Annotated in this window: 18 protein-coding genes; 14 read left to right on the forward strand and 4 right to left on the reverse strand. The window is 70.3% G+C overall.

The genetic code is table 11. The features are described from left to right. Positions 1-7: 7 nt before the first annotated feature. The 13 genes from asnB to HNR02_RS06260 all read left to right on the forward strand — a co-directional run bounded on the left by asnB (position 8) and on the right by HNR02_RS06260 (position 17,423). Entirely contained in the window at positions 8-1,909 is a 1,902-nt protein-coding gene (asnB, locus tag HNR02_RS06200; RefSeq protein WP_179772229.1) for an asparagine synthase (glutamine-hydrolyzing), read from the forward strand. A gap of 9 nt (positions 1,910-1,918) precedes the next feature. Then, a complete protein-coding gene (locus HNR02_RS06205) occupies positions 1,919-4,099 on the forward strand; it encodes a bi-domain-containing oxidoreductase (RefSeq protein ID WP_179772230.1) in 2,181 nt (726 codons plus the stop codon). Continuing rightward, positions 4,096-6,051, forward strand: coding sequence for an alginate lyase family protein (locus HNR02_RS06210; protein ID WP_179772231.1), 1,956 nt, complete (start codon positions 4,096-4,098; stop codon positions 6,049-6,051). Before HNR02_RS06205 ends, HNR02_RS06210 begins: the two co-directional genes overlap by 4 nt. 50 nt (positions 6,052-6,101) lie before the next feature. Next, entirely contained in the window at positions 6,102-7,580 is a 1,479-nt protein-coding gene (locus HNR02_RS06215; RefSeq protein WP_179775733.1) for a right-handed parallel beta-helix repeat-containing protein, read from the forward strand. Next, positions 7,580-8,824, forward strand: coding sequence for an O-antigen ligase family protein (locus HNR02_RS06220; RefSeq protein WP_179772232.1), 1,245 nt, complete (start codon positions 7,580-7,582; stop codon positions 8,822-8,824). The genes HNR02_RS06215 and HNR02_RS06220 overlap by 1 nt, the downstream gene beginning before the upstream one ends. Before the next feature lie 67 nt (positions 8,825-8,891). After that, positions 8,892-10,082: an HAD-IIIA family hydrolase gene (locus HNR02_RS06225; RefSeq protein WP_179772233.1), complete on the forward strand. Its 1,191-nt coding sequence runs from the start codon at positions 8,892-8,894 to the stop codon at positions 10,080-10,082. 4 nt (positions 10,083-10,086) lie between these two features. Beyond that, entirely contained in the window at positions 10,087-11,229 is a 1,143-nt protein-coding gene (locus tag HNR02_RS06230) for a glycosyltransferase family 4 protein (protein WP_179772234.1), read from the forward strand. Next, complete coding sequence (locus HNR02_RS06235) at positions 11,226-12,335, forward strand: SDR family NAD(P)-dependent oxidoreductase (RefSeq protein ID WP_179772235.1); 1,110 nt, start codon at positions 11,226-11,228, stop codon at positions 12,333-12,335. Before HNR02_RS06230 ends, HNR02_RS06235 begins: the two co-directional genes overlap by 4 nt. Continuing rightward, positions 12,332-13,030, forward strand: a complete 699-nt coding sequence (locus HNR02_RS06240; RefSeq protein ID WP_179772236.1) for a nucleotidyltransferase family protein — start codon at positions 12,332-12,334, stop codon at positions 13,028-13,030. Before HNR02_RS06235 ends, HNR02_RS06240 begins: the two co-directional genes overlap by 4 nt. Next, on the forward strand, positions 13,027-14,016 hold the full coding sequence (locus tag HNR02_RS06245) for a GHMP family kinase ATP-binding protein (RefSeq protein WP_179772237.1): 990 nt from the start codon (positions 13,027-13,029) through the stop codon (positions 14,014-14,016). The genes HNR02_RS06240 and HNR02_RS06245 overlap by 4 nt, the downstream gene beginning before the upstream one ends. Further along, a complete protein-coding gene (locus tag HNR02_RS06250; protein WP_179772238.1) occupies positions 14,016-14,678 on the forward strand; it encodes a phosphatase PAP2 family protein in 663 nt (220 codons plus the stop codon). Before HNR02_RS06245 ends, HNR02_RS06250 begins: the two co-directional genes overlap by 1 nt. Positions 14,679-14,738: 60 nt before the next feature. Continuing rightward, positions 14,739-16,283 (forward strand): right-handed parallel beta-helix repeat-containing protein, encoded by a 1,545-nt coding sequence (locus HNR02_RS06255; protein ID WP_179772239.1) that lies wholly within the window; start codon positions 14,739-14,741, stop codon positions 16,281-16,283. A 12-nt stretch (positions 16,284-16,295) separates the two neighbouring features. Further along, on the forward strand, positions 16,296-17,423 hold the full coding sequence (locus HNR02_RS06260) for a nucleotidyltransferase family protein (RefSeq protein ID WP_179772240.1): 1,128 nt from the start codon (positions 16,296-16,298) through the stop codon (positions 17,421-17,423). Positions 17,424-17,435: 12 nt separating this feature from the next. Here HNR02_RS06260 and HNR02_RS06265 read toward each other — a convergent pair whose 3' ends face one another. The 3 genes from HNR02_RS06265 to HNR02_RS06275 form a co-directional block, all read right to left on the reverse strand. Continuing rightward, the gene (locus HNR02_RS06265; RefSeq protein WP_312860919.1) at positions 17,436-18,563 is read right to left on the reverse strand and encodes an asparagine synthase-related protein; all 1,128 of its coding nucleotides are present in this window, start codon (positions 18,561-18,563) and stop codon (positions 17,436-17,438) included. A gap of 69 nt (positions 18,564-18,632) precedes the next feature. Beyond that, the gene (locus HNR02_RS06270) at positions 18,633-18,773 is read right to left on the reverse strand and encodes a hypothetical protein (RefSeq protein ID WP_179772241.1); all 141 of its coding nucleotides are present in this window, start codon (positions 18,771-18,773) and stop codon (positions 18,633-18,635) included. 55 nt (positions 18,774-18,828) lie between these two features. After that, complete coding sequence (locus tag HNR02_RS06275; protein WP_218914263.1) at positions 18,829-18,954, reverse strand: putative RiPP precursor; 126 nt, start codon at positions 18,952-18,954, stop codon at positions 18,829-18,831. Positions 18,955-19,133: 179 nt separating this feature from the next. On the opposite strand from HNR02_RS06275, the gene HNR02_RS06280 reads away from it, so the two are divergent. Then, positions 19,134-20,912: an ABC transporter ATP-binding protein gene (locus HNR02_RS06280; protein ID WP_179772242.1), complete on the forward strand. Its 1,779-nt coding sequence runs from the start codon at positions 19,134-19,136 to the stop codon at positions 20,910-20,912. Between the two features lie 239 nt (positions 20,913-21,151). Here HNR02_RS06280 and HNR02_RS06285 read toward each other — a convergent pair whose 3' ends face one another. Continuing rightward, positions 21,152-22,069 (reverse strand): hypothetical protein, encoded by a 918-nt coding sequence (locus tag HNR02_RS06285; protein WP_179772243.1) that lies wholly within the window; start codon positions 22,067-22,069, stop codon positions 21,152-21,154. Positions 22,070-22,071: the final 2 nt, after the last annotated feature.

A 22,071-nucleotide genomic window follows, 5' to 3' on the forward strand; every position in this document is an offset into this window, starting at 1 on the left:
CCGGCGCATGTGCGGTATCGCAGGAACTTTCCGCTGGCCCGACGGCGGCCCGCTGACCGACCGGCTCACCGAAACGCTCGCGCACCGCGGACCGGACGGCTCGGGCCGCTACGACCACGGCGACGTCCACCTCGGTCACCGGCGGCTGTCCATCATCGACCTGTCCGAGACGGGCGCGCAGCCGATGGTGTCCGGCGGGCTGGCGCTGACTTACAACGGCGAGCTGTACAACGCGCCCGAGCTGCGCGCCGAGCTGGCGGCGCACGGCGTGCGGTTCCGCGGTACCTCCGACACCGAGGTGCTGCTGGAGGCATGGCGGCGCTGGGGCGTGAAATGCCTGCCGCGGCTGCGGGGAATGTTCGCGTTCGGCATCTTCGACGAGCGCACCGGTGAGCTGTTCCTGGCGCGGGACCAGCTGGGCATCAAGCCGTTGTTCTACGTGCGCCGCGGGGACGGGATCGCGTTCGCCTCGGAGCTGAAGGCGCTGGCCGGTGCGGTCGGCGGGCTGCACGTCAACGAAACCACGCTGGTCGCGTCGCTGTTGTACTACTGGGTGCCGGACAGCCGCTGCGCCTACCGCGAGGCGCGCAAGCTGCCGCCGGGCACCTGGATGCGCTGCCATCCGAACGGCCGCGTCGACACCGGCCAGTACTGGAACCTGCGTGACGTCGCGGCGGAGGCGCAGGCGGGGCCGCCCGCGGACCTCGCCGCGGTCGTCGAGGACTCGACGCGCAAGCACCTGCTGTCCGACGTGCCGGTGGCGACGTTCCTCTCCGGCGGGCTGGACTCCAGCTACCTGACCGCGCTCGCCGCGAAGTACCAGCCCGGAATTTCCGCCTACACCATCGGTTTCCGTGCGGAGGACGCCAAGTTCGAGGCGATGCCGGACGATCTGCGCTACGCCCGGACCGTGGCGGAGCGCTTCGGCGTGGACCTGCACGAGATCGAGATCGCGCCGAACGTGCAGGAACTGCTGCCGCACCTGACCTACCACCTGGACGAGCCGATCGGCGATCCGGCGGCCATCAACAGCTACCTGATCTGCACGGCCGCGCGCGAGGCCGGCGTGAAGGTGATGCTGTCCGGGATGGGCGCGGACGAGCTGTTCGCCGGGTACCGCAAGCACCTGGCGAACCTGATCGCGTTGCGGTACCAGAAGATCCCGAGCGGTGTGCGCAGGCCGGCCGCGTCCCTTGTGGACCGGCTGCCGGTGGCCACCTCGAAGCGCGGGTTCCGCTCGGTGCGCTTCGCGAAGCGGTTCCTCTCCTTCGCCGAACTGCCCGAGGAGACCGCGTTCCGGCGCAGCTACACGATGTACGACCGGGACGAGCTGCTCGGGCTCGTGAACCCCGACCTGGCCGGTGCGGTGGACGACGTGCTGACCGAGCACGCCGACACCTACCACGACAACCTGCTGGACGATTTCGTCAACCGGATGTGCCTGGCCGACGCGCGGATGTTCCTGCCGGGCCTGAACCTGACCTACACCGACCGCTCCACCATGGCCGCCTCCACCGAGGTGCGGGTGCCGTTCGTGGACGTCGAGGTGGTCCGGGCCGCGTTCAGCCTGCCCGGCAACCGCAAGATCGCCGGGCGGCAGGGCAAGGCGGCGCTCAAGGAGGCGGCGTCCTCGATCCTGCCGAAGGAGATCGTCTACCGGCCGAAGGGCCTGTTCAGTGCCCCGCTGCGAGCGTGGATGAGCCGCGACCTGGCGCCGCTGGTGCGCGAGGTCGTGCACGACGGCGCGCTGGTCCGGTCCGGTCTGCTGCGGCGCGAGGCGCTGCAGCAGCTGGTCGACGAGGACGCCGCGGGCCGCGAGGACCGGTCCAAGCACCTCTGGCACGTCCTGACCCTGGAGTACTGGTACCGCGGCGCGACCGAAGCCGGTGCGGCCGAGCGAGCAGCGTGAGGAGCCCTGGTGAAACAGGTCGTACAGAACTACAAGAGCGGCGAGCTGGCGCTGCTGGACGTCGAGGCGCCCGCGTGCAAGCCGGGCGGCGTGCTGGTGCGGACCGCGTTCTCGCTGATCTCCACCGGCACCGAGATGATGAAGGTGTCCGAGGCGAGCATGTCGATGCTGGGCAAGGCACGCTCGCGGCCGGACCAGGTCGCGAAGGTCATGCAGAGCGTCGCGACCAACGGCGTCGGCGCCACCTACCGCAAGGTGATGAACCGGCTCGATTCCTATACGCCGCTGGGATATTCGCTGTGCGGGGTGGTCGAAGAGGTCGGCCACGGGCTGAAAGACACAGCCGATGTGTCCGTTGGAGATTTCGTCGCGTGCGCTGGGAACGAGCACGCGCTGCACTCCGAGCTGAACTGGGTGCCGAAGAACCTCTACACGCGCGTGCCGTCCGGGGTCGAACCGCGGCACGCGTCGTTCGCCACCGTGGGTGCGATCGCGATGCAGGGCGTCCGGCGTGGCGAACCGCAGCTCGGTGACGTCGCGCTCGTCATCGGGCTGGGCCTGATCGGGCAGCTCGTGGTGCAGCTGCTGTCCGCGTCCGGGGTACGGGTGGTCGGCGTCGATCCGGATGCCGAGCGGTGCAAGCTCGCCGAACGCCTGGGCGCGTCGGTGTGCGGACACCCGTCCTCCGGTGAGGTGGAGGTCGCGGTCGGCGAGCTGACCGGCGGGCACGGCGTCGACCAGGTGTACCTGGCCGCGGGGGGCAGCACGAACGAACCGGTCGAGCTGGCCGCGAAGCTGGCGCGCGACCGCGGGCGGGTGGTCGACATCGGCAAGTGCCGCCTCGACCTGCCGTGGAACGCCTACTACGAAAAGGAACTGGACATCCGGTTCTCTCGCTCGTACGGGCCCGGCCGCTACGACCCCGAGTACGAACTGGGCGGCCGCGATTACCCGATCGGCTACGTGCGGTGGACCGAGCGCCGCAACCTGGAGTGTTTCCTCGACCTGATCGCGCGCGGCCGGGTCGATGTCGAGCCGCTGATCTCGCACGTCGCCGACTTCGGCACGGCGGTCGAGACCTACCGCAGGCTCGACGAAGGCGAACTCAAGGCCGTCGCCGTGTTGTTCCGGTACCCGGGCGTGGGTCCCGGCCCTGCCGAACCTTCGCTCACCGCCGCGATTCCGGACCGTGCGCCGATCCGCACGTCCCAGCGCATGGGCAAGGTGCGGACCGCGTTCATCGGAGCGGGCAACTACGCGTCCTCGATGCTGTTGCCGCACTTGGCCGAGCGCGAGGACGTGTCGCTGCGGCGCGTGGTCACCACGTCCGCGCTGTCCGGGGCCAACGCCAAGCGCAAGTTCGGGTTCGCCGAGACCTCCACCGACGTCGACGCCACGCTCGCCGATCCGGACATCGACGCGGTTTTCGTGGTGACCCGGCACAGTTCGCACGCCGAGCTGACCCGCCGCGCGCTGCTGGCCGGCAAAGCGGTGTTCGTCGAGAAGCCGCTCGCGCTCAGCGAAGCCGAGCTGGGCAAGGTGCTCGGCGCGATCGAAGAATCCGGCAACGAGGCGCTGCAGGTCGGGTTCAACCGGCGGTTCGCGCCCCTGTTGCACGAGGCGAGGAGCCAGTTCGGACGGCGCATCGGCCCGGCGTCGGTGCGCTACCTGGTCAACGCGGGCCGCCTGGAGCACGGCAGCTGGTACAACCAGGCCGATTCCGAGGGCACCCGGTTCGCCGGCGAGGGCGGCCACTTCATCGACACGGTGAGCTGGCTGCTCGGCGCCGACCCGGTCTCGGTCTACGCCTGCGCCACCCCCGACCAGCAGGACCTGCAGATCCTGCTGCGTTACCCGGACGGCTCGACCGCGGCGATCACCTACGCCACCAGCGGTTCGGCCGGTTTCCCGAAGGAGACGCTGGACGTCGTCGCCGACGGCAGGGTGCTGAAGTTCGACGACTTCGCGCGCGCCTCGGTGTACGCGCGCAAACGCTGGGCCAGCTCGCGCATCCCGAAGGGCCGCGACAAGGGCCAGAACGCCGAGCTGGACGCGTTCGTCACCGCGGTGACCTCCGGCGGCCCGATGCCGATCCCGCTGGAGTCGCTGGTCGCGACCACGCTGGCCACGATCGCGGTGCAGACCAGCCTGGCCAGTGGGGCGCCGGTCCGGATCGGAACGTCCGCATGACCGACACCGGCTGGTACCTGCGGCGGCTGTCGCGGATGGGACCGCGCGAGGTCGCCGGGCGTGCGGCGGACGTGCTGAACCGGCGGCGGCTGCGGGGCGGGCTGCCCGAACCGTCCACTCCCCTGCCGCGGCGCGGGTTCGCCATCACGCTGAGCGAGGGCACGTTCGCCGTCGTCCCACCGGACGCGCGGGCCCGCGTGCTGCACACCGCGGACCGGCTGCTCGACGGGCGCGCCGAGTACTTCGGCGTGGTGCGTCACGACATGGTGAGCCCGGACTGGTCGTTGGACCCGAAGACCGGACGCCGCGCGCCTGCCGACACCTTCGCCTTCGACATCCCCTACCGGCTCGAAGACGTCGTCGGCGACATCAAGCAGATCTGGGAACCGTCCCGGCACCAGCACCTCACCGTGCTGGCCACCGCGTACGCCCTGACCGGCGACAGCCGTTACGCGCAGCGCGTCGCCGACCACCTCAAGGGGTGGTGGGCGGCCAACCCGCCGATGACGAGCGTGCACTGGGTCAGCGGGATCGAGCTGGGCATCCGGCTGCTGTCCTGGGTGTGGGTGCGGCGGCTGCTCGACGGCTGGGACGGCGCGGCCGGGTTGTTCGAGGACAGTCCCGAGGCGCTGCACCAGATCTGGCACCACCAGCGGTGGCTCGCCACGTTTCCCAGCCGCGGGTCGTCGGCGAACAACCACGTCATCGCCGAGGCCGCCGGGCAGCTGGCCGCCGCCTGCGCGTTCCCGTGGTTCCCCGAATCGGACGGCTGGCGGTCGGCGGCCCTGCGTTCGCTCGACGAACACCTCCAGCACAACACGTTCGATTCCGGCCTGAACCGGGAGCTGGCCAGCGAGTACCACGGTCTGGTCCTGGAACTGGGCGTGGCGGCCGCGGTCGAGGCCGAAGCGGCCGGGATCGCCGTGCCGGACTCGCTGTGGGCCACGCTGCGGCGGATGACCGACGCGCTCGCTGCCGTCGTGGACGTCCGGCTGCACCCGCCGCGTCAGGGCGACAGCGACGACGGCCACGGTCTGGTCCTCGACGGCGCCGGTACCGACCGCTGGTCCTCGCTGCTGTCCACCGGCGCCGCCCTCTTCGGACGGCTCGACTGGTGGCCCGCCCCGCGCGGCGGCGACGCCCGCACTCCGCTGCTCGCCGCGCTCGCCCGGTCCCACCCCTCGCCGGACCGGCCGCGCACCCGGACCGACCACTTCGCCGACGCGGGACTGACGCTGCTGCGCACCCCGCCCGGCGACGGCCACGGCGAGATCTGGTGCCGCTGCGACGGTGGTCCGCACGGGTTCACCTCGATCGCCGCGCACGCCCACGCGGACGCGCTGTCGGTGGAGGTGCGCCACGACGGCATCGACATCCTCGCCGACCCGGGCACCTACTGCTACCACGGCGAACCCGAGTGGCGGGCCTACTTCCGGTCCACCCTCGGCCACAACACGGTGCAGCTCGACGACACCGACTCCGCCACCTCGGGCGGACCGTTCCTGTGGACCCGGCACGCGAACACCCGTGTGCTGGCCCGCCCCGGCGGCGGGGTGCTGCGCTGGTGCGCCGAACACGACGGGTACCGCGTGGCCACGCACCGGCGGACGGTCGAACTCGATCCGGCGCACCGCGAGCTGCGGATCAGCGACGAGATCACCGCCGAGCGGCACCACCCGGCGCGGCTGGCGTTCCACATCGGACCCCGCGTCGCCGCCGAACTGTCCGACCGAACGGCCCTGCTCACCTGGACCTCGCGCGGCCGGGAACACGCCGCCGTCCTCGACCTGCCCGCCGGGCTGACCTGGACGCCCCACCGCGGGCAGACCGACCCCCCGCTCGGCTGGTACTCGGCCGGCTACGGCCGCCGCGAACCGGCCACCACGCTGATCGGTAGCGGTCTCACGGGGCGCGGCGGCGTCCTCACCACACTCTTGCGCTTTTCCGACTAGGAGGTGCTTCCGCCGTGCGCGCACGAACGACCACACGAACCCGCTGGGTGATGGTGCTCCTCGGCGTGCTCTCGCCCCTGGCCGTGCTGGGCTGCACCCCGGGCAGCGACCAGGCGAACACCACGATGGCACTGCCCGTTCACGGCGCCTGCGCCACCCTGCCGCCCGGCCCGGCCGAACCGCCCGCCGGAGCGGTCGTCGTCGACCCGGCCATCCCCGGCGACCTGCAGGCCAAGACCAAGGCGAGCCCGGCGGGCACGACGTTCTGGCTGAAACCGGGCACGCACACCCTCGGTACCGACGAGTTCGACCAGATCGCGCCGAAGGACGGCAACCGCTACGTCGGAGCCCCCGGCGCGGTCGTCGACGGTCGTGACCTCAACCGGTACGCCTTCACCGGCAAGGCGAGCAGGGTGACCATCGAGCACCTGACCGTCACCGGATTCGACGCGCCGGACAACGAGGGCGTGGTCAACCACGACTCCGGCGCCGACTGGCTGATCCAGTCCAACCTGCTCACCGGCAACCACGGCGCCGCGCTGATGGCAGGCGCGCGTCAGGTGATGAAGGGCAACTGCCTCAAGGACAACGGCCAGTACGGGCTCAACGCCTGCTGCGGCGAAGTCACCGACCTCCTGCTGGAGGGCAACGAGTTCGTCGGCAACAACGCCGACGACGTGGAGAGCAAGTACCCGGACGGCTGCGGCTGCACCGGCGCGATGAAGTTCTGGGAGGTCGACGGCGCCGACATCCGCGGCAACTGGATCCACGACAACCGCGGTCCCGGTATCTGGGCGGACACCAACAACAACGACTTCCTGATCGAGAACAACCTCATCGAGGACAACGACGGCAACGCGATCTTCTACGAGACCTCCTACAACGCGGTCATCCGCGACAACACGATGAAGCGCAACAACGTCGTCGGCGGCCGCGAGTTCGTCGACCGGGACGACAACTTCCCCACCGCGGCGATCTACATCTCCGAGTCCGGCGGCGACGCGCGGGTGCCCGCCCGCACGGACAAGATCGAGATCTATGGCAACGACCTGGAGGACAACTGGTCGGGTATCACGCTGTGGGAGAACGCGGACCGGTTCTGCAACAGCCCGGCCAACACCTCCACCGGCACTTGCACGCTCGTCGTCGGCGATGTCGCGAAGTGCGCCCCGCCAGGAATCCTGCGCGAGCCGCTGCTGTCCGACTGCCGGTGGAAGACCCAGAACGTGCAGATCCACGACAACCGCTTCGCCGTCGACCCGAAGGCCATCGACTGCCAGGCGATGTGCGCGCGCATGGCCGTGCTGTCCAACTACGGCAGCTCCCCGGACTGGTCGCCCTACCAGGCGGAGACCGTGCCCGAGGCCATCACGTTCGACCAGCACAACCGCTGGTACGGCAACGACTACACCGGCCCGTGGACGTTCGTCGCCCACGACGCCAGCACGCTGGTCGAGCAGACCGAGTGGCAGGCCACGCCCTACCGGCAGGACCAGGGCAGCACGTTCGCGGTGGGAGGTGGCGGTTGATGAGCCTCGCCGAAGCGCGGGGCCGCCCGCTGGAGGACGACTCGGTCCAGGAGGGCCCGAACACCGGGAAGATCCTCGGCGCGATCTGGGCGCTGCTGATCTTCAACACGCTCGCCACCCAAGGCGTCTCGGCGCTCATCCCGGTGCCGCGGCCGGTGACGCAGGCGCTGACGATGAGCGCGGTGGGCATCGCGTTCGCGCTGGCCCTGCTCGCCAACCCGCGCCTGAAGGTCCGGCCGAGCGCGTTCCTGATGCTGCTCAGCCTGCTGCTGGTCGCCAGTTTCGCGAGCAGCGTGCGGATGGAGTCGGGTATCGGATCGCTGTTCCGGTGCGCACGGCTCGGGCTGTTCACCGGGACGTTGTGGCTGATCAGCCCGTGGATGAACGGGTCGATGCGGTTCGTGCGGCAGCACATCGGGGTGCTGACCGTGCTGCTGGCCACGGTCGCCGTCGGGCTGGTGATCTCGCCGGGGTCGGCCATGCCGGAGCTCAACGACGGCCGCTTGACCGGCGTGCTGTGGCCGCTGACCCCGACCCAGATCGGGCAGTACGCGGCGATCGCCGCGGGGCTGGCCGTGCTGCTGTGGATCACCAAGCTCACCGACGCCCGTAGCGTCGCACTCGTCGGCGGGCCCGCGGTCGTCCTGCTGGTGCTGACGCACACTCGCACCGCCACCCTCGGCCTGGTCGTCGGGCTGGTCATCGCGATGTCGTCGATGTGGCTCACCAGCGCGCGGGCGCGCCGGACGTTCGCGTGGGGCATCGCGGTCGCCGGGATCGCGGCGGGACTGCTGGGACCACTGCTGCAGACGTGGATCCTGCGCGGACAGGACTCGGAGAACTTCGGCAACCTCACCGGGCGCGCCAAGGTGTGGGAACGGTTGCTGGACGAACCACGCACGTGGTTCGAAGAGGTCTTCGGCACCGGACTGTCCAACAAGTCCTTCGACGGGCTGCCGATCGACAACAGCTGGCTCGCCGTCTACCACGAACAGGGGTATCTCGGCGTGACGATCGTGGCACTGTTCCTGATCACGCTCGTCGTCGTGGCGGTTTCGCGCCCGCCGTCGCCGCAGCGGGCGTGCGCGCTGTTCCTCATCACCTACTGCCTCGCCGCCTCCTACACCGAGGCCGGGCTCGGCGATGCGTCGCCGTACCTGCTCCATTTGGCTGTCGCGGCTGGGCTGCTCACCTCGCCGGGACAGCGCGCGGGATACCTCGATCCACAAAGGACCGGGTCGTGACGCGCGACGGCGTAACGGTGTCCCGTCCGCGCGCGACCTCCAAGCAACCGGAAGAGGTGGTGGAACCGTGAGCCAGCCAGGGGTTCTGCTCGACCGCGACGGCACGATCATCGTCGACAGCGGGTACGTCGGCTCGGTCGACCGGGTCGAGTTCATCGACGGGTCCATCGAGGCCATCGCGGCGCTCAACCGCGCGGGCATCCCGGTGGCGGTGGTGACCAACCAGGCCGGGGTGGCGCGCGGCTACTACGGCATCGCCGATGTCGAGCAGGTCCACAAGCACATGATCGCCGAGATGGCGCGGCACGGCGCGCACGTCGACCTGTGGCTGTTCTGCCCCTACCACCCGGACGGCATCGTACAGGCGTTCGCTCGCCGCAGCGCCGACCGCAAACCGGGGCCGGGCATGGCGCTGGCCGCGGCGGAGGCGCTCGACCTGGACCTGGCCAAGTCGTGGGTGGTCGGCGACAGCCCCTCCGACGTCGGCCTCGCCCGCGCGGTCGGTGCGAAGCCGCTGCACGTCGGGCCGGCCGGGTCGGCGGTCGACAACGTGGACACCTTCGCCGACCTCGCCGCCGCGGTGCGGTTCATCCTCGGCGACGGCGAGCTGGCCATGGTCACGCGGGACGAACGGCCGGTCAAGTTCCCCGCCGCCCGGTTCCACCGCGCCGACTCCTACGGCGGTGCCTACGTCAACGAGCTGGCCCGCGCGTTCGCCACCGTCGACCTGGAGCAGGTCAGCCGCGCGGCGAAGATCCTCAACGACGCGCACGACCGCGACGCGGCGATCTTCGCCTGCGGCAACGGCGGATCCGCGTCGATCGCCAACCACCTCCAGTGCGATCACCTCAAGGGCGTCCGCAACGGCACCGGCGTCACGGCGCGCGTGCTGAGCCTGAGCACCAACGTCGAACTGTTCAGCGCCATCGCCAACGACCTCGGCTACGAGCACGTCTTCTCCTACCAGCTGCAGTCGCAGGCGCGGCCGGGTGACGTGCTGATCACCATCTCGTCCTCCGGCCGGTCGCCGAACATCGTGCGGGCGATCGACTGGGCCGTGGCGAACGGGATGCACACCATCTCGCTCACCGGTTTCGCAGGCGGCGCCGCCCGCCGTCGCGCCCACGTCTGCCTCCACGTCGACTCCACCAACTACGGAATCGTCGAAGACGCCCACCAGGCGTGCATGCACCTGCTGGCCCAGTACGTCCGACAGTCGAGGATGACCCCAGATGCCGTTGCCTCCCAGACCTTCTGACCGCATGCGCGTCGCGATCAACCTGCTCACCGACGATCCGGTCAACCCCTCGGGCGCGCACTGGTTCTGGACCCGGGTGATCCCCGAGATGGCGAAACGGCTCACCGACGGCGAGTCGTTCCACCTGATGGTGAGCCCGAAATCGCGGCCGACGCACTCCGGGTACGGGCGGGGCGTCGACTACATCACCTACCCGTGGTCGAACGAGAAGCGCAACCTTCGGACGCTGTCCGAGCACGTGTACTCACCGCTGCGCCTGCCGCTGGGCAAGATCGACGTGCTGAACACGCTGATGGCGCCGATCGTCAGGTCGGCGCCGAAGCTCGTGGTGCACATCAAGACCCTGCACGCCTACACGACACCGCAGGCGATCACACCGGCCGCGCGGCTGTACCGGCAGCTGAGCTACCCGCGCACGGCCCGTCTCGCGGACGCGATCATCCTCAACTCGCGCAGCCTCGTCGACGAGGTCCAGCAGTACCTGAAAGTCGATCCGGCGAAGATCCGGCTCATCCCCGAGGCCGTGGACCACGACCTGTTCCGCCCGGGGGACCGGGACGAGGCGTTCGAGCACGTCTCGCGGCGCTACGGCGTGCGGGAGAACTTCGTGTTGTTCGTGTCTTCGTTGTGGCCGTACAAGAACTGCGAGGGTCTGATTCGCGCGTTCGCCGCGGCGAAGTCCGAGCTGGGCGGGCGGCAGCTGGTGGTCGTGGGACCGGGCCGTGACACCGAGTACGTCGGCGAGCTGAAAGCGCTGGCGTCCGAACTGGGTGTGGCGGGCGACATCGTGTGGGTCGGCGGGGTGCCGCTGGAGGAGACCGTGCACTTCTACCGCGCGGCCGACGTGTTCGTGTACCCGTCGCACAACGAGACGTTCGGCCTGCCGATCCTGGAGGCGATGGCGTCGGCGTGCCCGGTGGTCACCTCCAACGTCACGGCGATGCCGGAGACCGCGGGCGGTGCGGCGCTGCTGGCCGATCCGAAGGACTCCGACTCGATCGCCGACCAGATCGTCAAGGCGTGCGGTCCGGAGGGCGAGCGGTTGCGCCTGCGCGGACCGGAACGCGCGGGCGAGTTCACCTGGGCGGCGACCGCCGAGCGGACGCTGGAGGTCTACCGCGAAGTCCACGAGGGGCACGCCGAATGAGGGTCCTGGTCACCGGCGGCGCCGGATTCATCGGTTCGCACACGTGCGACCGGCTGGTTTCGCTCGGGCACGAGGTGACCGTGCTCGACGTGCTCGCCGCGCCGGTGCACCGCGGCAAGCCGGAGCACCTCACGCCCGGCGTCGAGTTCTACGAGGGGGACGTGCGCAACCGCGACCTGATGCGCAACCTGCTGCGCCGCGCCGACGCCGTCTACCACTTCGCCGCCTACCAGGACTACCTGCCGGACTTCGCGAAGTTCACCGACGTCAACGTCACCTCGACCGCGATGCTCTACGAGATCGTCGTCGCGGAGAAACTCGACCTGGCGCGGATCGTGGTGGCGTCTTCGCAGGCCGCGATGGGCGAAGGTCTCTACCGCTGCCCCGAGCACGGTGAGCAGACGCCGGACATGCGGCCGGAGTCGGCGTTGATCCAGGCGAACTGGGATCTGGGCTGTGTGGTCTGCGGCGGGCCGATCGAGATGCTGCCGACACCGGAGCGGATCGCCAACCCGCAGAACGCCTACGGCATGTCCAAGCACGGCGGGGAGGTGGTGGCGGTCAACCTCGGGCGCCGGTACGGCATCCCGACGGTCGCCCTGCGCTACAGCATCGTGCAGGGGCCGCGGCAGTCCGTGTTCAACGCCTACTCCGGCGCGTGCCGCATCTTCAACCTGCACTACCTGCTCGGCAGCGCGCCCACTCTGTACGAGGACGGCCGGGCGATCCGCGACTACGTCAACATCCACGACGTCGTCGACGCGAACGTGCTGGTGCTGACCGACGACCGCGCGGCGGGCCGCGTGTTCAACGTCGGCGGCGGCACCGGCTACACCACGCAGGAGTTCGCCGAGATCGTGCGACGGCAGTACGGTTCCGCGCTGCCGGGCCGGATCAGCGGCGAGTACCGCTTCGGCGACACCCGGCACATCACCTCCGACATCGACGCGCTCAAACAGCTGGGCTGGTCGCCCACGCGGACCCCGGCCGACTCGGTCGCCGAGTACGCGTCGTGGCTGCGCGGCATGCCGGGCCTGGACGCGATTCTGGCCGAGGCTGACGCCACGATGCGCGCGCTCGGCGTGGTCCGCAGGGCGGAAGCGTGAAGGCGTTCCTTCTGGCGGCAGGGAAGGGCACGCGGCTGCGGCCCCTGACCGACCACACGCCCAAGTGCCTGGTCGACATCGGCGGGCAGACGATGCTGGACGTCTGGCTCGACGCGCTGGAGGCGGCGGGTGTCGACGAGGTGCTGATCAACCTGCACCACCTCGCGCCGCTGGTGTGGGCGCACCTCGCCGAGCGACGAGGTGGTCTCCTCGTGCACGCGGTGCAGGAGCCGGAACTGCTCGGCAGCGCGGGCACGCTGTGGGCCAACCGCGGGTTCGTCGACGGGGAGGACATGTTCCTGGCGCTCAACGCGGACAACCTCACCGACTTCGACCTGCGGATCCTGATCGAGGAGCACCGGGCCGGCGGGGCGATCGCGACGCTGTCGGTGTTCCACGCTCCGGATCCGACGCGGTGCGGGATCCTCACAGTCTCCGACGGCCTGATCACCGGCTTTGCCGAGAAACCGGCCGAGCCACCGAGTGACTTGGCCAATGCGGGGATGTACGCGTTCTCCCCCGCCGTCCTCGACCTGGTCGCGCCACCGGCCCGCGACATCGGCTACGACCTGCTGCCGGAGCTCGTCGGGCGGGCCCGCGCCGTCCCGCTCGGCGATTCCTGGTTCCTCGACATCGGCACCCCGGAAGCACTGGCACGCGCCCGGGCGGAATGGCAAGGCAGGCGAGCATCGTGATCATCACCCAGACCCCGCTGCGCATCGGGCTCGTCGGTGGCGGCACCGACCTGCCCAGCTACTACCGCGAGCACGGCGGCCGAGTCCTCAACGCGGCCATCGACAAGTACGTCTACGTCGTGGTGAAGCAACGTTTCGACGACGAGATCTACGTGAACTACTCGCGCAAGGAAATCGTCTCCCGCGTCGAGGACCTGGAGCACGAGCTGGTGCGCGAGGCCCTGCACATGGCCGGGGTCCGCAGCGGCGTCGAGATCACCACGCTCGCCGACATCCCGTCGGCCGGGTCCGGGCTCGGGTCGTCGTCCTCGGTGACCGTCGGGCTGCTGCACGCGCTGTTCGCCTACCAGGGCAGACAGGTGACCGCCGAGGAGCTGGCCGAGCGGGCCTGCGCCATCGAGATCGACCGGTGCCGCAAGCCGATCGGCAAGCAGGACCAGTACGCGGCGGCGTTCGGCGGACTGTGCGATCTGCAGTTCGGGCCCGGCGACGGGGTCGGTGTCGAGCAGATCGAGCTGCCCACCGCGGACCGGCGGAAGCTGCAGGAGGAGCTGATGCTGTTCTTCACCGGCATCACCCGCAGCGCCGACACGATCCTGGGCGAGCAGAACGCCAACATCGGCGACCGGTTACCGCAGCTCGGGCAGCTGCGCGACCTGGCGGGCGAGGCGGCGGACGGCCTGCGCGGCCGGGACCTGTCCGCGCTGGGCACCGCGTTGCGCAAGAGCTGGGAAGCCAAGCGCGCGCTCGCCTCCGGCGTGTCCAACCCGCAGATCGACGAGGCCGTCGAAGCGGCGCTGTCGGCAGGCGCCTCGGGCGCGAAGGTCACCGGCGCGGGCGGCGGCGGGTTCCTGCTGGTCACCTGCCCGCTGGAACACCAGCAGGCCGTGCGCGACCGGCTCACCACCATGCGGGAACTCCCGATCAAACTGGAGCGGCTCGGATCCCGGGTCATCTTCAACGTGCACCGCGACATCTGGAGCTGATGAACACCTCGACGCCCCCTCCCGCCATCCCGCTCGCGCTGCGCCTGCCACTGGCGGCGGTGGCGTTCGCCGCGGCCGCGGTTTCCGTGGTGTTCGCGGTGCTCTTCGCCGGAGACCGTACCGGGACCGGGCTCGACCGGAGCGCCTACGACGCGTTGAAGGGCAGCGTCGACGGGGACGGGTTCGGGTACGACGTGTCCTGGACCATCGGCACCGCGGGTGATCCGTTGTGGGCAGGCGGTCTGGTGGTGATCCTCGCGGCGATCTGCTTCGCGTTGGAACGCAGGCGGCTGGCGCTGCTCTCCCTCGCCGGCCCCGCCTTGACCGGGGTCGTCACGACGGTGGCGAAACCGTTGGTGGAACGTGTGATCAACGGCGACCACCTGTCCTACCCCAGCGGGCACACGGCACTGCTCACCTCGCTCGGAATAGTCGTCGGACTGCTGCTCACCGACCTGTTCCGGCTCGGCCGCGCCCGCGGGCTGCCCCTCGTGCTGGGCCTGGCCCTGCTGTGCGGCGCGGCGATGTCGTGGTCGCAGACCGCGTCCCGGGTCCACTACCTGACCGACACGATCGGCGGCTTCTGCTCCGCGGTCACGCTGGTGATCGCCACCGGCCTGGTCATCGATCGACTAGCCGATCGGGTGAAGGTCAAGGGGTAACGGCGCTTCCCGCCACGACGACTCCTGTAGACGGACAGAGCTACGGACGGGGGCCAGTGGATGAAGACGAGCAGCCGCGTGGCGGCGCTCGCGCTCGGGGCGGGTGTCCTCGCGGTGGCGGGGATCGTCGCCGTTTCCATCCCCGATCCTGCCCCTCCCGTCGGTGCCCCGCCCGTGGCGAACGCCGCCCCGGCTCGATCCGCTCCGCCTGCCGCGGTGTGCGGCAGCCCGTCCCTCACCGGTCCGGCCACCCCGCCACCGGGCGCCGTCGTGGTCCCGTCGGGCAGCAACGCGGACTTCGACTTCGGCACCCCCGGCGCGACGTACTGGTTCGCGCCCGGCGTCCACACGCTGGCCCCCGGCGAGTACTCGCAGATCGCGCCGGGCGAGGACGCGACCCTGCTCGGCGGGCCCGGCGCGGTACTCGACGGCAACCGGGACAACCGGTACGCGATCACCGGACGCGCCACCGGCGTCACCATCCGGTACCTGACGGTCCGCAACTTCGTCGCGCCACGCGACGAGGGCGTGGTCAACCACGACTCCGGCGACGGCTGGACCGTCGAGCACAACACCCTGACCGGCAACCGCGGGGCGGCTTTGATGGCGGGCGCCGCGAACCGGATCACCGGGAACTGCCTGCGCGACAACGGGCAGTACGGCCTCAACGCCTACCAGTCCGGCAACCGGATCACCGGGCTCGTGGTCGAGGGCAATGAGTTCACCGGCAACAACACCGAGGACTGGGAATCCCAGATGCCCGGCTGCGGCTGCACCGGCGCGATGAAGTTCTGGGCGGTGAACGGCGCTGACGTCCGGAACAACTGGATCCACCGCAACCGCGGCACGGGCCTGTGGGCGGACACGAACAACAACGACTTCCTGATCGAGGGCAACCTCATCGAGGACAACGAGGGCACCGGGATCTTCTACGAGATCTCCTACAACGCGACGATCCGCGGCAACACCCTGCGGAACAACGGGTGGGCGACCGGGCGCGAGTTCGCCGGCGAGCGCGACCCGTTCCCGGCAGGTGCGATCTACCTGTCCGAGACCGACGGCGACGCGCGCGTGCCCGCGCGGACCGCGAAGATCGAGGTCACCGGCAACCTGCTGGAAAACAACTGGGGCGGGGTCGTCGCGTGGGCGAACGCGGACCGGTTCTGCAACTCCACGGCGTCCACGACATCGGACTGCACGCTCCTGGTCGGACCGGAAAACACCGCTGTGTGCTCACCCCCGGCGATCACCCGCGAGCCGCTGTTCACCGACTGCCGGTGGTGGACCTCGGACCTGGACGTCCACGGCAACACGTTCACTTTCGACCCGGCCGCGGTCGACGGCGGCTGCCCGGTGGAGTTCTGCGGCCGGATGGCGTTGCTCTCGAACTACGGCAGCTCACCGGAGTGGTCACCCTACCAGGGCGACGTGATCCAGCAGCACATCGTGTTCTCCGCAGGCAACCGGTGGCACGACAACACCTACCTCGGCCCCTGGCGGTTCACGGTTCCGGACATGAGCACGACGGTGACGGCGGCGGACTGGACTTCGGCGCCCTACCGGCAGGACGCGGGCAGCACGTTCGACGGCCGCCCGCACGGATGAGCGGAGGTTCCCATGGGACGCGAACTGTGCGCGGAATCCGAATACCCGGCGGCATTGCTCGCCGTGGCGGCGTACCGGCTGCCGGGCGCCGACCGGGCGTTCCCGGCCGAACCGTTGCCGTCCGCGGAGTGGGACGCGGTGCTCGCCGCGGCGCGCAAGCACCGGATGACGGGCCTGTTGATGGCGGCGATCGCCGCCGGCGCGTTCGCGGCGACCGGTGAGCAGGCGGAGTCGGTCAAGTCCGCGCACGCCCGGAACCAGATGCGGGTGCTGGCGCTGGAGCGCGAACTGCTGCGGGTGCTCGACCTGCTGGAGGGCGCCGGCATCGAGTCGCGCCTGCTCAAGGGCGCCGCGGTGGCGCACCTGGACTACCCGGACCCGGCGTTGCGGTCGTTCAACGACCTGGACGTGCTGGTGCGCGCGGACGACATCGAGCGGACCGTCGAGGTGCTGGGCACCGCCGGGTTCGAACGCACCCTGGCCGAGCCGCGGCCGGGTTTCGACCGGCGGTTCGACAAGGGCATGACGCTGCGCCCGCCCGCCGGGTACGAGCTGGACCTGCACCGGACGTTCGTGCTGGGTCCGTGGGGCCGGATGGTGGACCTCGACGCGGTGTGGGATTCGGGGCAGTCGTTCACCGTCGCGGGTCGTCAGGTGCTCGCGCTGTCGCTGCCGAACCGCTTCATGCACGCGTGCTACCACGCCGCGCTCGGCGACTGGCCCCTGCGGCTCGGGTCGCTGCGGGACGTGGCGGAGATGTTGCGCAGGCTCGACCGCGACAGCTCCGCGGTGCTGCGGCTCGCCGCGTCGTGGGGCGCCGAAGCCGTCGTCGCCGCTGCGGTGGCGGACACGGTGCGGCTGCTGGGTATCAAGGTGCCCGGCCCACTGGCCCGGTGGGCGGTGGCGTACGTACCCAGCGCACGGGAGGAGTCGTGGCTGGCACTGCACACCCACGCCGGGAAGACCTTCACGGCGCAAGCCGTGGCAACGCTGAAGGTGCTTCCCTGGCGGGACAAGCCGAGCTACCTGAGGGCCCTGGTGTTCCCCGACGCGCAATACACGGCGGACCGGCACCGCTCCCCCCTGCGGCGATTCACCTACGCCCTGCGCGAGGTACGCAAAGGCACGCCAGTCAGGTAGCCCTGCCCCGGCTCAGGCCGAGGCGAGCCACGCCTGCTGCAGGAGGGTCATCGACGGCGCGTGCGGTTCCGGCGAAAGCCAGTTGTCCCGCAGCGCCTCCGGATCCACCAGCTCCGGATCCACGCCCCGGCCGGTCCACGTCCGCGCGAACGCGCGGGTGCGTTCGGTGAACACGGCACCGGTGAAGGTCGCTTTCGTGCCGCGTTCCAGGATCTCGCGCGGCAACAGGTCACCGAACACGTCGCGCATCGTCGCGGTGCGGCCGCTCCACCCCCAGAAGCCGGCGGCCCGCGCCATCGCCGCCACGAAGTCCGGCTCGGCGAAGGTCTGCACGTAGCGGCAGTCCAGTTCGGACCCCAGCGCCCGCATCGTCCGGTACGCCACCAGCGCGCAGCGACGGGTGGTGAACTGCCAGGCGTGACGGCCCGCATGCAGGGCGTACGCGGCCGCGTCGGCCGCGTCCCGCTCCGCCAGGATCTCGTCCGCCGCGGCGCGCAACCACGGGCGCCGGTACCGGTTGCGCAGCGCCGCCCGTCTTCGGACGGCCGCCGGGACGAGTGCGCGCGCCACGTCCGGGTACACCCGGGGGCGCACACGGCCACGCGCCTTGAGCACCTTCGTCAGCGGCGTGATGCGCTTGAGCCCGAACACCTCGTCCCCGCCCTCGCCGGTCAGCAGTACTCCGCCGCGCGCCGCGTCCATCATCCGCCACGTCGGGGTGAAGTTCGGTGGCCACACCAGACCGTGCCGCCGCAACACCGCGGTCGCGATCGAGCCCACGGCGTCGTGCTCGTCGCGCACCGTCAGGATGATGCGTTCGGTGATCCCGAGGTGCGCCAGCACCGCGTCCTGCCACGCGGTTTCGTCCGACTCCGGCGCGTCCGGGTAGCGCAGGGTGATCGGCAGTGGCAGCGGCAATCCCGCACGCCGGGCGAGGCCGACGGCCGCTGCCAGCAGTGACGACGAGTCACGCCCACCGGAAAACGCGACCAGGCACGGCGTCCGCGTCAGGTGCGCGAGCAGGATCCGGTCGAGCACGCGCCGCGGCTCACCAGGGACGCCGGGCGGCAACGGGATGAGGTCGTACCCGTTGATCCACCCGCCCGCGATCTCCAGCGGGTCCATTGTGTACAGCGGCACGAGGTGCTCACCTTCTCCCCCGGCGGTCACGGAGCCGGCGGCATCACCGGCTCCGTGACCGGTGGATCGTCACGAGTAGTCGTTGTTGTCGCCGAGGATCGGCACCAGCCAGGTCAGGCTGTCCGGTTTCTGACCGAACAGGTTCGCCTGGGTCAGATCCGTCACCGAGCCCAGGAGCGTGATTTCCGGGATGGCATATGGCTCGCGCATGTGTTCACCTCCCCCCGCTTTCCGGGGGAACAGGAAAATCTCGGCCAGGAGAACATCAGGTCACCGAAATCGGGCCCGCGGCGAAATCCGCGTCCAGCCTGCTCCCGGTCGACTGACCCAGGGTGCGCTCGGACAACGAGCCCACGTCGTCGATGCGGGACGCGGCATATTCTTTCTTCATGTCACTCCTTTCCGTTGCTCGGCGACGAACGGGAAGCCGAAGACCTCACCGTGGATTCGCCCGAATGCGTCAGGCCGTTACGACCGCTCGGCGAGTGTGCTGATGAAGTTGCCCAACCGGTACCGCGATAATTCCTCTCGACGCGCTGGAACACGCTTTCCGCCAGGTACGCTTCATCGGTGGGGATCAGGCGGATCGTGCGGGCTTCGGTGGTCACACCGCGGCTGATCGCGGCCGCGACGCGTGAGGTCGCGGCCGCCGACCGGTTCGGCACCGTCACCGCCGCGGTCTACCAGCTCATCGGCGCCGTCGGCGCGCTCGGGGTGGTCGCGGCCAGCAAGCTCGCTTTCGACGCGTTGCTGCAGCCGGAAAGAGCCCGCTTCGGGCTCACCGTTTCGTTGCTCGCGCTCGCCTTCATGACCGCACTGTCCGGTTCGGTCAGTGCGTTGCAGACGCAACAGCACCGGCTGCTCGGCGAACGCGTGTCGCAGCGGGTCTGGGACAGGGTGCTGGACACCACGGCCCGTGCCGACCTGGTGACCTACGAGTCGTCCGGGTTCGCGACCTCACTCGAACGCGTGCAGCAGAACGCGCTCACCCGGCCGTTCGCGGTGACCACGGCACTGCTCGGGCTGACCGGCAGCCTGCTCGGGGTGGTCACCATGTCGGCGGTACTGATCGGGGTCGAGCCGTTGCTGGTGCCGATCCTGCTGGCCGCCGGGGTGCCCGCGGTACTGCTCGCGCGCTGGGCGAGCCGCACCGAGTTCGCGTTCGCGCACCGGATGACTCCGCTGTTCCGCCGTCGGAACTACCTGCGGCAGCTGCTGACCCAGCGCCCGTACGCGGCGGAGCTGCGGGCGTTCCACTCGACGAAACCGTTGCGGGTCCGGCACGGCGAGCTGAACGACACCATCAACGTAGCGGTGCGGCAGCAGGTCCGGCGCCGCCAGGTGATCGCCGCGCTCACGACGGTCGGGGTCGCGGTGTCGCTGACGGTGGCTTTGCTCGCGATCGTCGGACTCGTGCGTGGTGGCCGCATCGATCTGCCCGCGGCGGGCGCGGCGGCGATCGCCGTCCGGTTGCTGAGCGGCCAGCTCGGCACGCTGTTCACGTCGGTGGGTGGCCTGCTCGAATCGGCGCCGTTCCTCGAGGATCTGGAACGGTTCACCACGTCGGCCCCGCGTCCGTTGCCCGCCGGGGAGAAGCGCCCGTTGACGCGGGGGCTCGTGTTGCGGGACATCAGTTTCCGCTACCCCGAGCAGGAGCGGCCGGCGGTGGACTCGGTGGACGTCGAGATCGGCGCGGGCGAGGTCGTCGCACTGGTCGGCGAGAACGGTTCGGGGAAGACCACGCTGGCCAAGATCGTCGCCGGCCTGTACGACCCGGACCTGGGCACCCGTCGGTGGGACGACGCGGACCTGACGGCGGCCGACGTGCGTGCCTCGGTCACCGTGATCTTCCAGGATTTCGTGCGCTACCAGATGACGCTGCGCGAGAACATCACGATCAGCGACGGCGACCGTCCCGGCAGCGAAGACCAGGTCCTCGACGCGGCGCGGCGCGCGGGAGTGCTGGGCGTGACGCGGGACCTGCCGCACGGGCTGGACACGATGCTGGGCCGCGACCTGGACGAGGGTTCCGACCTGTCCGGCGGACAATGGCAGCGCGTGGCACTGGCGCGTGCCCTGTACCGGGACACCTCGCTGGTGGTGCTGGACGAGCCCGCCGCCGCACTCGACCCGCGCGCCGAGCACGAGCTGTTCACCGACGTGCGGGCAATGCTCGGCGGACGTTCCGCACTGCTCATCTCGCACCGCTTCTCGAGCACCCGGATGGCCGACCGAATCTACGTCCTCGACGACGGACGTGTCGTGGAGTGCGGCACACACGACGAACTGATGGCACGAGCAGGCCAATACGCCGAGCTGTACCGCCTGCAATCCGCCGCCTACCGATGACCGTCTCCCACACGGAACGCGGACTTCGCGCGCGGGCACCCAGAACTCGCGCGCGGGAAGGTGGGACTCGCGGAGGCTCCCGGCGAGTCCCACCTTCCCGCGCGCCGAGTCCCCCACTCACGCACGCGGACCCCGCGCTCGCCACCACCATCCGCCAACGCGAGGGTCCCACCCCCCTCCCGCAACCCGATCCCCGGCCAGCTTGGACGCCAAGGACACTGAAAGATCGGGTACAGCGCCTACCCCGAGACAGCCGTCAGCAACTCATCCAGCACCGCTCCCGAAAACGGCGGCCCCCAGGGCACCACCGCCTCGTACACAGGCACCCGCTGCACCAGATCCGCCAACCACTGAAACGCCAGATCCATCACCACGGGATCCCGCCACCCCAGCACTCGCGGAAACTGGCTCATCCGCACGAACGCCCGCGCCCCCGCCAACCGCTCCACGGACACCCGCTCCGCATCCCGGCTGGGTCGCGGTATCACGCAACCCGCCAACGGCAACGCGCCCGCAGCCACCGAAGACCGCAACGCCAACCGCCCATCCGCAGTCGCCCGCACATCGGACGCCGGCGCGGCATCAGCCAGCAACCGCGCCCCCATCCGCAACCGGTTCTCGGTACTGCCGGGATACACCGTCCCATCCGGATCCACCCGCAGCACGTCATCAGCGACCAACGAACAGCCCCGCCCGCAGAAGGCAGCCGCCAGAGTCGACTTCCCCATCCCCGAAGCCCCCACGAAGGCCAACGCCCGCGAGCCGACTCGAACGGCACTCGCATGCAGCACCAGATGCGAGTTCAACGTCAGATGGACCGCCAAGAGCGCACCGGTCGCCAGCACGGTCAGCAACCCGTGATCGGCGGAAGGATCCAGGAAGTACGTCACCTCACGCAGCAACGGATCGCCCACGAAGTCGCACAACCCCGGATACCGCAGCACGGTCCCGTCGGACGACGTGGCGAGGGTGAAGAACACCCGGCCATCCGCCTTGGCCAGCTCGGCCCGGCGCCGCCCGGCCAACGCCGAATCCGGCACCGCGCGGTCCGCGCCCCGCCGCAGCACCAGATCCGGCTCGCCGCCGTCACCCTGGGGCAGCGCCAGTTCGACGTCGCTCCAGATGGTCAGGCCGTGCGCCTGGTACGTGAAGTCCATCG

The sequence above is a fragment of the Amycolatopsis endophytica genome (assembly GCF_013410405.1).
GTDB lineage: Bacteria > Actinomycetota > Actinomycetes > Mycobacteriales > Pseudonocardiaceae > Amycolatopsis_E > Amycolatopsis_E endophytica.